10 protein-coding genes are annotated in these 14,240 nt (G+C 71.0%); 5 read left to right on the forward strand and 5 right to left on the reverse strand.

Going from position 1 to position 14,240, the window contains the following annotated elements:
* Positions 1 to 5: 5 nt before the first annotated feature.
* Positions 6 to 947, reverse strand: coding sequence for an ABC transporter permease (locus R9X44_RS10600; RefSeq protein ID WP_319813872.1), 942 nt, complete (start codon positions 945 to 947; stop codon positions 6 to 8).
* Positions 944 to 2,491, reverse strand: a complete 1,548-nt coding sequence (locus tag R9X44_RS10605) for an ABC transporter substrate-binding protein (protein WP_319813873.1) — start codon at positions 2,489 to 2,491, stop codon at positions 944 to 946. The genes R9X44_RS10600 and R9X44_RS10605 overlap by 4 nt, the downstream gene beginning before the upstream one ends.
* A 147-nt stretch (positions 2,492 to 2,638) precedes the next feature.
* Here R9X44_RS10605 and R9X44_RS10610 point away from each other — a divergent pair, with 147 nt between their 5' ends.
* Positions 2,639 to 3,331, forward strand: a complete 693-nt coding sequence (locus tag R9X44_RS10610) for a GntR family transcriptional regulator (protein WP_319813874.1) — start codon at positions 2,639 to 2,641, stop codon at positions 3,329 to 3,331.
* Positions 3,332 to 3,354: 23 nt separating this feature from the next.
* On the opposite strand, the gene R9X44_RS10615 is transcribed toward R9X44_RS10610, so the two are convergent.
* Entirely contained in the window at positions 3,355 to 3,999 is a 645-nt protein-coding gene (locus R9X44_RS10615) for a response regulator transcription factor (protein WP_319813875.1), read from the reverse strand.
* A 16-nt stretch (positions 4,000 to 4,015) separates the two neighbouring features.
* Positions 4,016 to 5,146 carry a sensor histidine kinase gene (locus tag R9X44_RS10620; protein ID WP_319813876.1) on the reverse strand — a complete coding sequence of 377 codons (1,131 nt, stop codon included), beginning with the start codon at positions 5,144 to 5,146 and terminating at the stop codon, positions 4,016 to 4,018.
* 137 nt (positions 5,147 to 5,283) lie between these two features.
* Between R9X44_RS10620 and R9X44_RS10625 the strand changes: the two genes are divergently transcribed.
* Positions 5,284 to 6,801, forward strand: coding sequence for an alpha/beta hydrolase (locus R9X44_RS10625; RefSeq protein ID WP_319813877.1), 1,518 nt, complete (start codon positions 5,284 to 5,286; stop codon positions 6,799 to 6,801).
* Between the two features lie 67 nt (positions 6,802 to 6,868).
* On the opposite strand, the gene R9X44_RS10630 is transcribed toward R9X44_RS10625, so the two are convergent.
* Positions 6,869 to 9,646 carry an AbfB domain-containing protein gene (locus R9X44_RS10630; protein ID WP_319813878.1) on the reverse strand — a complete coding sequence of 926 codons (2,778 nt, stop codon included), beginning with the start codon at positions 9,644 to 9,646 and terminating at the stop codon, positions 6,869 to 6,871.
* Between the two features lie 343 nt (positions 9,647 to 9,989).
* On the opposite strand from R9X44_RS10630, the gene R9X44_RS10635 reads away from it, so the two are divergent.
* From R9X44_RS10635 to R9X44_RS10645, 3 genes are all read left to right on the forward strand, one after another.
* Complete coding sequence (locus R9X44_RS10635) at positions 9,990 to 11,213, forward strand: oxygenase MpaB family protein (protein ID WP_319813879.1); 1,224 nt, start codon at positions 9,990 to 9,992, stop codon at positions 11,211 to 11,213.
* Between the two features lie 137 nt (positions 11,214 to 11,350).
* On the forward strand, positions 11,351 to 12,274 hold the full coding sequence (locus R9X44_RS10640; RefSeq protein WP_319813880.1) for a DMT family transporter: 924 nt from the start codon (positions 11,351 to 11,353) through the stop codon (positions 12,272 to 12,274).
* A 258-nt stretch (positions 12,275 to 12,532) separates the two neighbouring features.
* The gene (locus tag R9X44_RS10645; RefSeq protein WP_319813881.1) at positions 12,533 to 14,230 is read left to right on the forward strand and encodes a hypothetical protein; all 1,698 of its coding nucleotides are present in this window, start codon (positions 12,533 to 12,535) and stop codon (positions 14,228 to 14,230) included.
* Positions 14,231 to 14,240: the final 10 nt, after the last annotated feature.

Below are 14,240 nucleotides of genomic sequence, written 5' to 3' on the forward strand. Positions count from 1 at the left end.
GACTTTCACCGGTGCACCACCTTCGGGTTCACCAACAGGAAGAGGTTGTCGAGAATGAGGTTCGCGGCGACGACAAGCAGCGTGAACACGACGGTCACGCCGAGGATCAGCGGCAGGTCTCCCTGGGCCGACGCCTGGACGGCGAGACTGCCGAGACCGGGCAGCGCGAAGATCGACTCGATGAGGACCGAACCGCTCAGCAGGCCGACGAACATGACGCCGACCACCGACTGGATCCGCACCGCGGCCGCCTTGAGGCCGTGCCGGTAGATGATCGAGCCGCGCCGGAACCCGTTGGCGCGCAGCACGACCACGAACTCGCTGCCGAGGACGTCCTCCATCGCCGCCCGGCTCTGCTTGGCGATGATGCCGATCCCGCCGAACGACAGCGCGGCCACCGGCAGGACGAGCGAGCGGAGCCAGCCGGACGGCGATTCCAGCAGCGGCACATAGCCGCTCGCCGGAAGGACCGGAACCGCGAGCACGAACACGAGGATCAGGAGCAGGCCGAGCAGGAACCCGGGGACGGCGAGGGCCGCGAAGCTGAGGCTGTCGACGAGCCTGGCGAGCCTGCCGCCGCGCGCCGCGCTCCACGCGCCGATCATGACCCCGAAGAACGTGCTGACCAGCACCGACAGCAGGACGAGCGACAGGGTCGAGGCGAGCTGCTGCCCGATCGCGTGCCCGACGGGCTGTCCGGAGATGAGCGACGCGCCGAAGTCGCCGCTCAGCGCGTGCCCCAGCCATGTCGTGTACTGCGACAGCAGCGGTCTGTCGAGTCCCATCTGGTCGCGCAGCTGGGCGAGCTGCTCGGACGTCGCCCCCGCGCCGAGCACCGTGTAGGCGGCGTCGCCCGGCGTCAGGCTGACCAGCACGAAGGTCAGGAACGACACCATGACCAGCAGCGGCGCGGAGACGGCGATCCTGCGGACGAGGAACCTTGTCACGGCGTCGGGGCCATGTAGACGGGGTTCACCGCGATGGACTCGTCAACGCCTTGCACGTCCTTGGAGAAGAAGTAGCCGTAGACCTCGGTCATGATCGGGGCTTCGAGCGCCTCGTCCACGATCGTCTTGTTGATGCGCTGCCACGCCGTGGCGGCGGCGTCGCCGGACAGGGCGGAGGCCGCCTTGATCGCGGGCATCACCGTCGGGAACTCCTCGCGGCGCGGGTTGCCCTGCGCGGTCGGGCCGAAGAGCACCGACGCCGCGCTCGGCACGCCGAGCGGGAAGCCGACCGCGAACACCGTCGCGCCGAACTTCGCGGTGCCCTGGGCTGCGGCGTACGCGCCGATCGTGGTGACTGACTCGAGCTTGAGGGTGATCCCGATCTTGGCGAGCTGGTCCGCGAGCGTCTGGGCGAGGTTGCTCGACGTCGGCACGAACGCGGGGACCAGCGTCGGCAGGGTGAAGCCGTCGGCGTATCCGGCCTTGGCCATCAGCTCCTTCGCCTTGGCCAGGTCGTGCGGGTACACGTCCTCCAGCGCCGGGTCGTGGCCGAGGCTGCCCGCGACGGGGAGCTGCACGGTCGGCTTCCCGGTGCCGAGCGTCACCGCCTCCGCGGCGGACTTACGGTCGATCGCGTAGTTGATGGCGCGGCGGACGTCGATGTCGCCCAGGGCGGGCACGAGCTTGCCGTGGTCCTGGAAGAACAAGCCGTTCGTCGCGCCGGGGAACGCCGCGGTGTTCAGCCCCGCCGCCTTGGCCTGCGCGAAGCCCGCGGGGGTCGCGTAGGCCACCTGGACCTGGCCCGACTGGAGTGCGGCGAGCGCGGTGTTGGGGTCGGCGATGACCTTGATGACGATCTTCTGGTACTTGACCGCTGACTTGTCGTAGTAGTGCGGGTTCGGGAGGTAGGTGTAGGTCGTCCCGACGACGGTCTGCTCGGTCGACAGCGCGTAGGGGCCCGCCCCCGCGGTGCTCGTCCCCAGGTTCGCCTTGTCGGCGATGGCCTTGGGGTTGATGATCATGCCGAGGCCGCTGGTCTCGGCGAGCTGGTTGGGGAACGTCGGGTCCGGCTCCTTGAGCTTGAACACGACGGTCCGCGCGTCCGGCGTGTCGACGGACGCGACCCGCTGGCCCACGTAGGCGAAGGCGCTGCCGTTCGTGGCGAAGTGCGCGGTTGACGCCTTCACCGCCGCCGCGTCGAGCGCGGTCCCGTCGGAGAACTTCAGGCCGGGCCGCAGCACCACCTGGAGTTCGGTGTTGCGGGCGTCCACCCACTTGAAGGACTCGGCGAGGCTCGGCGACTCGGTGCCGCCGTCGCCCTCGAGGTGCAGCAGGCTCTGGTAGGCCGGGGCCTGGTACATCGCCGTCGGGCCGTTCCCGCCTCGGCTCGGGTCGAGGCTCACCGGCGGTGTGCCGAGCGCGATGGTGAGGACGTCCTTCGCCGACGACGACGGGGATGTGCCGGAGGATCCGCAGGCCGCGGTACCGGCGACCGACATGACGCAGGCCGCGGCCGCGATGCCGATCTTGCTGGGCAGTCTCACTGGAGTCTCCTGGTCTCGAACGTCCGGCCGCCCGGGGTGGCGGCGCGGTGGGTGGCGGTTCTCAGGTGTGACTCGGGCCATACTTCGCCCACTGATTATCGATTGTCAATGGATTTTCGATAATCGGCGGATGTTAGGATTCTTGCCGTGGCGAAGAGAGCGGGCAGCGAGACCCTGGCGATGAGCGTCTACGAGGAGCTGCGCTTCGGCATCCTCAGCGGCAGGCTGAAGCCGGGCGAGCGGCTCAGGCCGACCGAGCTCAGCGGGCAGTTCGGGGTCGGCCTCGGCGTCATGCGCGAGGCGATCGGGCTGCTCGCGGCCAAGGACCTGGTCCGCATCGACCGCAACCGCGGCTGCCACGTCATGTCGCTCTCGCTCGAGGCGCTCACCCACCTGAACGCCGCGCGGAAGATCACCGAGGGCGCGGCGCTGCGGATGTCCGTCGAGCGCGGCGGCCTCACCTGGGAGTCCGAGCTGATCGCCGCGCACTACCGGATGGCGAGCCTGCCGATCTACCTGCCCGACGACCCGACGGTGCGCAGCGAGGAGTGGGCGCTCGCCCACATGGACTTCCACCACAGGCTCATCGCGGCCTGCGGCAACCCGGTGCTGCTCGACATCTGCGCGCGCCTGACCGACTCAGGCGAGGTCTACCGGGCGTGGTCGGGGCCGGGCAGCAGGGAGCGCGACATAACCGCCGAGCACAAGGAGCTGCTGGACGCCGCGCTCGCCCACGACGCGGGCCTCGCGGTGCGGCTGCTCGAGGCGCACATCGACCGCACCCAGACCATCCTCGCCGCCTCGACCCTCGCCGCCGACCAGCCGCCCGCCGAGGCTTGAACCCCGCACGGATTCCCGGGGGATCAGGGGCCGTTGAGGTAGGCGAGGACCGCGCGGACGCGACGGTGGCCCGAGTCGTCCGGGGACATGCCGAGTTTGGCGAAGATGTTGCCGATGTGCTTGTGGACCGCGTTGTCGGAGACGCGCATGCGCTCGGCGATCGTCGTGTTGTCGTGGCCCTGGGCCATGAGGGCGAGGGCCTCCCTTTCGCGCGGGGTGAGGGCGTCGAGGGGGTCGCCGCCGCGCCGAGCGAGGAGCTGGGCGACAACCTCGGGGTCCATCGCGGTGCCCCCGGCGGCGACGCGGCGCAGCGCGTCGACGAACTCCGCGACGCGGCCGACGCGGTCCTTGAGCAGGTAGCCGATGCCGCCCCGGCCGTCGGACAGGAGCTCGCCCGCGTACTCGCGCTCGACGTACTGCGACAGCACGAGGACCGGCAGCGCGCCGTGCTCACGCCTGGCCCGCAGCGCCGCGTGTATCCCCTCGTCGCGGAACGACGGCGGCAGCCGCACGTCGACTATGGCGACGTCCGGGCGGTGCGCGGCGACGGCGTCGAGGAACGCGGGGGCGTCGCCGGCGATCGCGACGACCTCGCAGCCCTTGGCCGCGAGCAGCAGTTCGAGGCCGCTGGACAGCAGCACGTTGTCCTCGGCGATCACGACGCGCACGGCACCCCCTGGACGATCATGAAGCGCACGGTACCCGCACGAGAAGTGTCGTCGGGCCGCCCGGGGGGCTGACGAGATGGACGACGCCGTCGAGGGCGGCGACCCTGCGGCGTATCCCCGCGATGCCCGTGCCGCGCGCTTCGTCCGCGCCGCCCTTGCCGTCGTCGGCGACCTCGATGGACAGCTCTCCGTCGGCGCGCCCGACCCGCAGCGACGCCCGGGTCGCGGACGCGTGCTTGGCGACGTTCGTCAGCGCCTCGGCGATCACGTAGTACGCGACCGCCTCGATTGTCGCCGGGAGCTGGCCGGAGACGGCGAAGTCGATGGCGACCGGCACGTTCGACCGTGTGGCGAGCGCGGTCAGCGCGCCGTCGAGGCCGCGGTCGGCGAGGATCGGCGGGTAGATCGTCTGGAGGACCGCGCGCAGTTCGGCCATCGCCTCCTCGGTCGTCTCGTGCGCCCGCGCGAGCAGCGCGGCGGCGGCCTCCGGGTCGTCGGCGAGGGATTCGCGGGCGACGCCTAGCTGCATGGCGATCGCCACGAGGCGCGCCTGGGTGCCGTCGTGCAGGTCGCGTTCGATGCGCCGGAGCTCCGCGCCGTGCGCGTCGACCACGCCGACCCGGCTCCTGGTCAGCGCGTCGACCCGCTCGGTGAGCCGGTCCTCGGCCGACCGGGCGAGCAGCGCGAGGCAGAGCCGCGCGTGGAGCCGCGCGAGCGCCGGGAGCACGAACCAGGCCGCCGCGCCGAGGACCGCGATCTGGACGGAGCCGCCGACGAGCGCGGTGCCCCAGCCGTCCACGTGCACGTCGAGCAGCGAGAACAGGGTGGGGCGCGCGTCGGCGGGGAACACCCACCAGAACCCCAGCGCGACCGCGGCGACGACGATGTTGCCCAGGCAGAGCAGCGCGGCGAGCCCGAAGGGGAGCCCCACCGCGACGTGCGCGAGCGCCCAGGGGAGGTCGCGCCGCCCGTCGCGTCGGGCCGCGGTCGGGACGCCGAGCAGCCGCCCGGCCCGCCGCCGGTGCGGGTCCGCCCAGCGCCGCGCCGGCCGGGGCACGAGCAGCACAGGCAGCGCGAGCAGGGTGCCGACGGCGGTCGCCAGCGTGCCCAGCAGGTAGCCACAACCCGGCAGTACACGGTCACGCATGGGCGTCTCCTTTCAACACCGGCAAAGGGCTCATTGTCGAGCGAAACCCCCGGACAGGCACTACAGCGGGCTGTACCACCGCACGTGCGGCCGGCTGTATCGTGCCGGGGCGTCCCGCCGATTTAGCGTCCGGGGCCATGAAACCGACATCTCTCCGGGTCCGCAAAGCCCTGGTGCCCGTCCTCGCCCTGGTCGCCGCTGCCGCCGCCGTCGTGCCGCTGACCAGGGCGGACGGCGACACGCCGCCGCCGCTCGTCTGGAAAGCCTGCGCCCAGGGGCCCGACGACGCCGTCGGGGCCGAACTCGACAAGGCCGGCGCGCGGTGCGCGGAGCTCGCCGTCCCGCTCGACCACGCCGCGCCCGACGGACGCAAGATCACGCTCGCGCTGTCCCGCCTGCCCGCCGCCGACCGCGCGCGCCGGATCGGCGTCATGGTCCTCAACAGCGGCGGGCCCGGCGAACCCACGCTCGACATGCCGCTGCGGGTGGGCGCGGCGATGGGCGACGTCGCCGCGCGCTACGACCTCGTCGGCCTCGATCCGCGCTTCGTCGGCCGCAGCACCCCGCTCGACTGCGGCTGGCCCCTCGGCCTGTGGCTCCGCTCGGCGGGCCCGGACCGCGCGCGGTTCGACCGGCAGGTCGAGGTCCAGCGCGACCTCGCCGAGCGGTGCGCCGAGCGCCACGCCGACGTGCTCCCGTACGCGAACACGCGCGACACCGCACGGGACGTCGACCTTGTGCGCCGCGCCCTCGGGGAACCCCGGATCTCCTACCTCGGCTACTCCTACGGGGCTTATCTCGGCGCGATGTACACGCAGATGTTCCCCGGCCGTACCGACCGCGTCGTCCTGGACAGCGCGGGCGACCCGGCCATGTGGGGTCCCAGGGCGACCCAGGGCACCGAGGACGAGGCAGACCGCGCGCTACGCGGCTGGGCGTCCTGGGCCGCGAAACGGGATCGGGAGTACCGCCTCGGCGCGACCCCCTCGCGGGTGCTCGGCACGGTGAACGCGATCGTCGCCGCCGCCGGGGAACGCCCGCTGGACATCGGCCCGTACAAGGTCGATGAACAGCTTGTCCCGTATCTGCTGTCCACCGGCTCCGGAGACGACCGGCCTGAGGCGCGCGCCTCCTTCGCCGCCACGGTCCGGACCTTGAACGAGGCGGCGCACCGCCGTCCCGCCGAGCCCGGCCCCGAACTCGACGGGCTCCTCACCTTCGTCCTCACCGGCGCGGGCTCACCCCTGGCCTCCCCCACCGCCGCGATCACCTGCGGCGACCGCGCCGCCCCGCGCGACCCGGCGGCCTACTGGGCCGACGTCCAGCGCAGCCGCGCCCGCCACCCGCTGTTCGGCCCGCTCAAGAACAACATCTGGCCCTGCGCGTTCTGGCCGGGGTCCCCGCGCGAGCCGCTGACCCGAATCGGCAACGCGACCCCGGCCCTGATCGTCGCCGCCACCGGCGACACCGCGACCACCTACGAGGGGAGCCGGGCGATGCACCGCGCGCTGACGGGCTCCCGCCTGCTCACCTTGCGGGACACCACGGCCCACGGCATCTACGGCGAGTACGGGAACCCGTGCGTGGACGCCAAGGTGAACGCCTATCTTGCCTCCGGCGTCCTTCCCGCTACCGACCCCGTCTGCCGTCCCTAAGGCGCGTCCGGAAAGACGGGACCCCGTCCCGCGCGGGCGGGACGGGGCCGTCATGGGCGTCGTTGGGTCACGGGGTCCAGGGCGGGACGAGCCGCCATGTGGTGTCGGCGTCGTAGTTGGTCGTGGTGTCCCGGGGGTTGCCGCCGCCGTTGACGGCGATCCACACCTCGGAGTCGTAGTGCCGCAGCGCGGTGTCGGGGCGGTTCAGGGAGACGAGGGTGACGTCGCCGGAACCGAACCGTCCTGGCTGGGCGCAGTATGTGGCGTCCTGGTCGAACAGGACGCCGCCGTCACGCGGGTCCTTGCGCACCCGGTACTCGGAGTGGCGCAGGTAGTGGCCGGGGAAGTTGCGCGACTCGAAGGAGTAGCAGGTCGGGTCGGCCAGGCCCGGCCTGATGACGAATGTCGCGTCGGCCTTCAGGGTCGCGTCACTGGCCGAGGTGACGACGTCGGTGCGGGCGAGGCTCGCCTGGTGGCGCAGGTGGCGGGTGGTGTACCCGGGCGTGACCACCTGGAAGGAGCGCGCCTGTCCGACGGGCAGGTCAGCGCCGGACTTCCACCAGGGCGTGGTCGGCCCCCAGGTGGCGTCGGCGGCGAAGTTCGCGGGGTTGTCCCACGCGTTCGCGCCGCTGTTGTTGGAGATGTAGACCTCGCTCTGGATGTGGCGCAGGTACCTGCCGGGGAAGTTGTAGGACTCGAGGCTGCTGCCGCCTCCGGCCAGGCCCGGCCTGACGCAGAACGTCGCGTCGGCGGCGAACAGCGCGGTCCCGTTGTTCGGGTCGCGCCGCACCCGGTAGCCGGAGTGCCGCAGGTACTCGCCCGGGTACGCGCGCGACTCAAGGGAGACGCACGAGCCGTTCGCGAGGCCGGGACGCACCCAGAACGTCGCCTCCTTCTTGGCGGTCTCGCCGCTGGAGCCGGTCACCACCGACGTCACCGCAGGCGCGCCGGACAGGCTGAGCGACCTGTCGGTGAACCCTCCGGTCGTCACCTTGAACGACACCGACGAGTGCACAGGCAGGTACGTGCCTTGCGCGGCGGCTATGACGCTCTCGTTCACTGCGCGGACCTGCGGGAAGTCCATCTTCTTCACCTGACGGTCGTAGGTGTAGAAGCCGTTGAGCTCGTTCTCCACGTCGGTGGGCTCGGTGTAGACCGACGCGGACAGGCCGCGGGTGCTGATGAGGTCGCGGAGCTGCGCGGTGATCCCCACGTACCGCTGGGTGAGGGCCGCGGAGTTGGGCAGCATCTCGTAGCCGAACCCGTTGCCCGGCGACCATTCGTGGCCCGGCACGCGCAAGCCGAGGCCGCCGTACTCGCCGAGGACGGCGATGCGACTCGCCGTCGGCAGGTTCGTCAACCCCGGCCCGACGTAGATGTGGTCGTCTATGACGTCGCCGTTGCCGCCGTCGAAGCCGCAGCAGTTGGAGCCCGAGTTGTTGGTGACCAGACGGCTCGGGTCCCAGCTCTTGACGAGGTCGGCGATGCGGGCCGGGTCGTACTCGCCCCAGCCCTCGTTGAACGGCACCCACAGCACGATCGACGTGATGCCCTTCAGGTGGTCGACCATCGCGCGCAGCTCGCCCTCGAACGCCGTCCGCGCGGCCGACGAGTTGGGCACGCGGGCCATCGACGGCATGTCCTGCCAGACCATCAGGCCGAGTCTGTCGGCCCAGTAATACCAGCGGGCCGGTTCGACCTTGATGTGCTTGCGGACCATGTTGAACCCGAGTGCCTTCTGCTCCTCCAGGTCGAACCTGAGGGCGGCGTCGGTGGGCGCGGTGTAGACGCCGTCGGGCCAGTAGCCCTGGTCGAGGGTGCCGAGCTGGAACACGAACTCGCCGTTCAGGACGGGCCGCAGGACCCCTCCGACCATCGCCTTGCCGATCGACCGCATCCCGAAGTAGCCGCCGACGACGTCGCCGCCACCGGTTCCGGTCAGCGTGACGCGCAGGTCGTACAGGTAGGGGTCGTCGGGCGTCCACAGTCGCGCGTTGGGGACGGGAACCCGCAGGTGGGAGCCGGGCGCGCCGGTCGCGGTGCCGACGACGTTCCCGTTCTGCAGCACCTCGGCCCGGACGCCCTGGGCGCCGCCCGCGACCTGGGCGACGAGGTCGAGGACGCCCGCCGACAGGTCGGGCGTGGTGTCCAGCCGGGTGATGCGCGCGGCCGGGGTCGGCTCGATCCACACCGTCTGCCAGATGCCGCTCGCGGCCGTGTAGAAGATGCCGGACGGGTTGCGGCGCTGCTTGCCGACGGCGATGTCGGCCGCGTCCACCGGCGCGTGGACCCCGACGATGATCTCGTTCGCGCCGGACTGGAGCGCGGAGGTGATGTCAAAAGAGAACGGGTCGAAGCCGCCGGTGTGGCTTCCGACGGACGTCCCGTTGACCCACACCTGGGCGCGGTGGGTGACCGCGCCGAAGTTCAGCTGGACGCGGCGGCCGCTCCACCCGGACGGGACGGTGAACGTGCGGCGGTACCACATGGTGTCCTCGTGCCGCATGATGCCCGACAGCGCCGACTCGATCGGGTACGGCACGAGCACCGTCTCGGCGAGGTTCTGGCCGGTCGGCGGGGTGTTCAGGTTGGGCGCGGCGGCGAACTGCCACTGCCCGTTCAGGCTCTGCCAGTCGGGCCTGGTCAGCTGCGGGCGCGGGTACTCGGGCAGCGGGTTGGTGGTGGAGACCTGGCCGGTCCACGGGGTGGTGAGCGGCGGGGTCTTCGGCTGGTAGACGGCCTGGGCGGCGGAGGGGACGGCGGCGAGCGTCACCGTCAGCAGGAGCGCGACCAGCGCCCCGAGGGGTCTGGTGAGCGCGCGACGGACACGGGCGAGGTGGGGCATGTGCTCTCTCGTTCTCGTGTTGGGGGGTGGAAATGAGACGAGTGGGAGGTGTGCCGCCTGTGCGGGGTGATGCGGCGGCCGACCGCGCGCTCCGAGTGCGGCCGGTCGTGCGGATCTCCTTCTCTGCGCGGGTGCTGCCGCATTTTTACAACGTTGGAACAACGTTGTAAATAGTCGGGCGGCACGCTGGGCCCCCTGACTTTCCGGGCAGACCGGGGCGAGACGGGAAACGGGGGTTGTCTCAAGTCGGGTTGTGTGCTGTGATGGGGACCGCAGTGATGGTACGGAGATGCAGGAAGCGTTTCACCGTATCAATCCACCCCCAGCTGCAGGAGGAATGGACATGGAGCGCAGTAGGCGTGATGTGCTCGCGGCGGGCGGCGCGCTCGGCGCGGTCGGCGCGCTCGCGTCGGCGGTGCCCGCGTGGTCGTGGTCGCCCCTCGGGTCGGTCGCGGGCGCGGGCGCGGGCCTCGACCCGAGGAACGTGTGGGACGCCGAGGCCGACCCCGTCGTCGCCGCCGTCGTGGAGCGCGGCCAGGTCGGCGAGGTGAACAAGCTGCTCAGAACCTGGCGCAAGAACGGCCAGGCGCTGCCCGCCGGGCTGCCCGCCGACCTGCGGGAGTTCATGGAGCACGCGCGGCGGCTCCCGGCCTGGACCGACCAGGAAAAGCTGCGCAAGGCCGTCGACTTCAACGAGAAGCGCGGCCTGTACCTCGGCGTCACCTACGGGTTCGCCAGCGGCATGATGAGCACCGTCATCCCCCGGGAGGCCCGCGCCGTCTACTACTCCAAGGGCGGCGCGGACATGCGCGACCGCATCACCAAGACCGCCAAGCTCGGCTACGACGTCGGCAGCAGGAACGCCTTCGCGCCGGACGGCGAGATGATCGTCACCTGCGTCAAGACCCGGCTCGCGCACGCCGGGGTCAGGCACCTGCTGCCGAAGTCCATCTACTGGCGCAAGGCCGCCGACGAGCAGATCCCCATCTCCCAGGCCGACATGATGGTCACCTGGCACAGCCTGCCGACCACCGTCATGCAGAACCTGACCGGGTGGAAGGTGCCGATCGACGCCGCCGAGTCCGCGGCGTTCCTGCACTCCTGGCAGCTCACCGCGCACATGCTCGGCATCCTCGACGAGTACATCCCCGCGTCCTGGGCCGAGGCCGACGCCCAGGCCGCCCAGGTCCTCACCCCGATCCTCGCCCCCACCCCCGAAGGCATCAAGCTCGCCGACACCCTGCTCGGCCTCGGCTCCTTCATCGACGGCAGCGTCCTCACCAAGCCGATCCTGTCCGCCCTCACCCGCTACGTCCTCGGCGAGGAGATCGCCGACTGGCTCAAGATCCGCAAGACCCCCTTCTGGGACGGCGTCTTCGAAACCGCCTGGGAGCCCTTCATCGCCGTCCGCGAGGGCCTTCTCAAGCTCGAAAAGGCCCCCGGCATCCTCCAACAGACCTACTGGGCCTTCGACGAAGTCCTCCGCCTAGGCGTCCTCCTCCTACTCTCCGGCGCCAAATTCCCCATCAGCATCGAAATCCCCCACACCAACAACCCCAACTACTGAAGGCCCCGGCGCGCTCCCACCCACCCCGGGAGCGCGCCACACCAAACCTTCCCCCAACGGGCATGCCCGCCGCCGATCCAGCCGCACCCGCCCGTTCCCCAAGCGGCATGTCCGTCGCTGAGTGAGGAGCCTCGGCCGTGTACGGAGCACACCCGTCCTGGGTGCTCGTGGCCCTCGCCGGTCCGAGCGTGTACTTCCTGTCCTTCGTGCTGTTCCGGCGCTCCGCGCGGCGAATGCCCCCGCTACGCGGCTCGCGCCCCGTGCGCGCGACGTTCGCGATGGTCCGCGACCCGCTCTGGTTCGCCGGAGGGCTGCTGCTCTTCGTCGGGCTCCTCTGCCAGCTCGCCGCGTTCGGCGCGCTGCCGTCCAACGTCGTCCAGCCGCTCCTCGGGGCCAGCCTGCTGCCGCTCGCCGCCTACGCCACGGGCGTCCTCGGCGAGCGGCTGAGCTTCCGCGAGTGGACGGCGTCGGGCCTCGCGGTCCTGGCGATCGTCCTGCTCGGCCTGTCCGCCGACTCGAGCGTCGCCGACCTGCGCACCGGCGACGCCATGACCCTCGCGCCCCTCCTCCTCGTCATCGCGCCGCCCGGGCTCGCGGCGTGGCTCGTCTGGCACGTCGGCGACCGCCGCGCCGGAGGACGGCACGCCCTGCCGCTCTCCGGCATCGCCTATGGCATCAGCGCGGGCATGTGCGCCGGCGTCGCCGAAGCGGGCGTCCGCGGCATGTCGGCGGTGTGGTGGCGCGAGGAGTCGGTCACGGCGGCACTGCTGTCGCCGTACCCGCTGCTCGTTCTCGGCATGGCCGGGATCACCCTCATCCAGCTCCAGGTCGCCCTGCAACGGTGCAGGGTGATCGTCGTCTCGGTCGTCATGGCCATCAGCGGCCGCGCGACGATGCTGCCGGCCAGCACCGTCCTGTTCGCCGAGCCCTGGCCGACCACCTACCCCCCGCTCGCCCTGCGAGCGCTGTCATTCACTCTCGTCGTCCTCGCCGTCACCACCTTCCCCCACCACGCCACCCCGCCACCCGGGAACTCACGGCGTGCAGGGGTGGGGCGCTAGGGGTTGGGGAGGCCGGGGGTGGTGGCTTGGAGAGCATCACCACGGGACCGCCCGGGTCCTCCGCGAGCAGCCTCTGCAGATCTTCCCCACGGGGATTGACGCCCACGCCCGCACCTCCGCCTTCGCCGACTCCCCCGAGCCTAGGGACCCGTCCCCGAACCACAAAGGCTCAGCCCGCATCTCTGTGCGCCGCCACAGAGCACCCGCGCGGAGCACGGTGATCGCGCTTCCGTATCCGGGAACTATGCTTGGCCGATCATGACGGATGCGGACGTTTCCCCGGCGATCCGGCGGATCAGTGCGATTCTCCCGGGGTGGCGCACCGTCGACACACCGAGACGTGTCCTGCTCGTCCTCCACAGCGCCACGGCGGCCGCGCGCATCGCCGACCTGATCCCCGCCCTCCAAGACCCCCGCCTTCACCTGTTCTGCGCCTGCACCAGCGATTCGGTCTTCCCAGGAAGAATAGACAGATTCCTACGGACCCACGAGATCGACCAACTGACCTGGGAACAGGCAACGGCACTCGAATTCGACGCCGCCATCACCGCAAGCCTCGGCGACAACCTCCACGAGATCACCTGCCCGATATTGCGAATTCCCCACGGAAATGGATACAATAAGCGCTGGATCGGCGGATCGGCGGATCGGCGGATCGGCGGATCGGCGGATCGGCGGATCGGCGGATCGGTCTTCGGGCTGTCGGAGGAGACCCTCAAGCACGAAGGCAGGCTTGTGCCCGCCGCGATCGGGCTTTCCCATGACGAGCAGCTCGGCAGGCTAGCCGAGGGCTGCCCGGAGGCCGTCCCCCTCGCTTTTGTCGCCGGTGATCCCTGTTATGACAGGATGCTCGCAAGCCTTTCCCGTCGGCTGAATTACCGGCACGCTTTTGGACTGCGGCCCGGCCAGAAACTGATCACCATCGCCTCGACGTGGCGTGAGGATTCGCTTTTCGGCATTGATCCGCTGCTCGCTTCAAGGCTGCTCGCCGAATTGCCTTTCGACAGGTACCGGGTCGCGCTGGTCCTGCATCCGAACATCTGGGCGTCGCACAGCGCCTTCCAGATCCGCGCCTGGCTCGCCGAGGCGCTGCGCGCCGGACTGATCCTGCTGCCGCCCGAGGAGGGCTGGCGGGCCGCCGTCATCGCCGCAGACTGGGTGCTTTCGGACCACGGATCGGTGGGCGTGTACGCGGCCGCCGTCGGACGGCCGGTCCTCCTCGAGCAGTCCGGCGCGGCGATGATCGACCCGCGCTCCGGCATCGGCATGCTCTTCGACGCCGCCCCGCCCCTCGACCCGCACAGCGCGTTGGAACCGCAGCTGCGCCGCGCCGAGGAGGCCCGCGACCGCACCCACACGATCGCGTCCGCGCTGGTCAGCTCAGCGCCGGGACGCGCCCTCCACCTCATCCGCGAACGCCTCTACACGATGATGGGCGAGCCGCCTCCCGTCACGGAACCGCCCGCCTTCGCCGTCGAGAACCCCGAAGTCGACGCCGCACCCCCCGCATCCCTCTGGACCAACGTCCGCCAGACCGCCCGAAACGAGTTCGAGGTCGAACGGCGCCCCGCCGCAATCCAAGGCGCGGGCCCCGGCGTCCTCATCGTCGCCGACCGCGAACTCGACCACCACCTCGCCGCCAAGGCCGACGTCATCTGGACGACCCGCGACGCCCTCCCCGCCGACGAGCCAACCTGGTCGGCAACCGTCTTCGCACACCGCCCCGGCCTCACCCTCACCCTCGTCAAGGACGGCCCCACCGCAAGATTCCACACCCGCGAAAACCACATCACCGACATCACCGTCACCGACCCAGAATCCGCCGACCTCACCCTCGCAGTCCTCGCCGAACGCCTCATCTCCGGCACCCAAGACCTCACCACCCTGAACCCCCTGACCCTGCACCTAGGCCCGACCCAGACCCTCACCACAACCTTCAGCACAACCCCAACCTGATCACCCCAGC

This window comes from Actinocorallia sp. A-T 12471 (assembly GCF_033875155.1).
Taxonomy (GTDB): Bacteria; Actinomycetota; Actinomycetes; order Streptosporangiales; family Streptosporangiaceae; genus Actinocorallia.

What these genes read in the sequence shown, in the direction of transcription:
- R9X44_RS10620 (WP_319813876.1), bottom strand. Translation starts at nt 5,146, where the DNA reads ATGCGTGACCGTGTACTGCCGGGTTGTGGCTACCTGCTGGGCACGCTG.
- R9X44_RS10625 (WP_319813877.1), top strand. Translation starts at nt 5,284, where the DNA reads ATGAAACCGACATCTCTCCGGGTCCGCAAAGCCCTGGTGCCCGTCCTC.
- R9X44_RS10630 (WP_319813878.1), bottom strand. Translation starts at nt 9,646, where the DNA reads ATGCCCCACCTCGCCCGTGTCCGTCGCGCGCTCACCAGACCCCTCGGG.
- R9X44_RS10635 (WP_319813879.1), top strand. Translation starts at nt 9,990, where the DNA reads ATGGAGCGCAGTAGGCGTGATGTGCTCGCGGCGGGCGGCGCGCTCGGC.
- R9X44_RS10645 (WP_319813881.1), top strand. Translation starts at nt 12,533, where the DNA reads ATGACGGATGCGGACGTTTCCCCGGCGATCCGGCGGATCAGTGCGATT.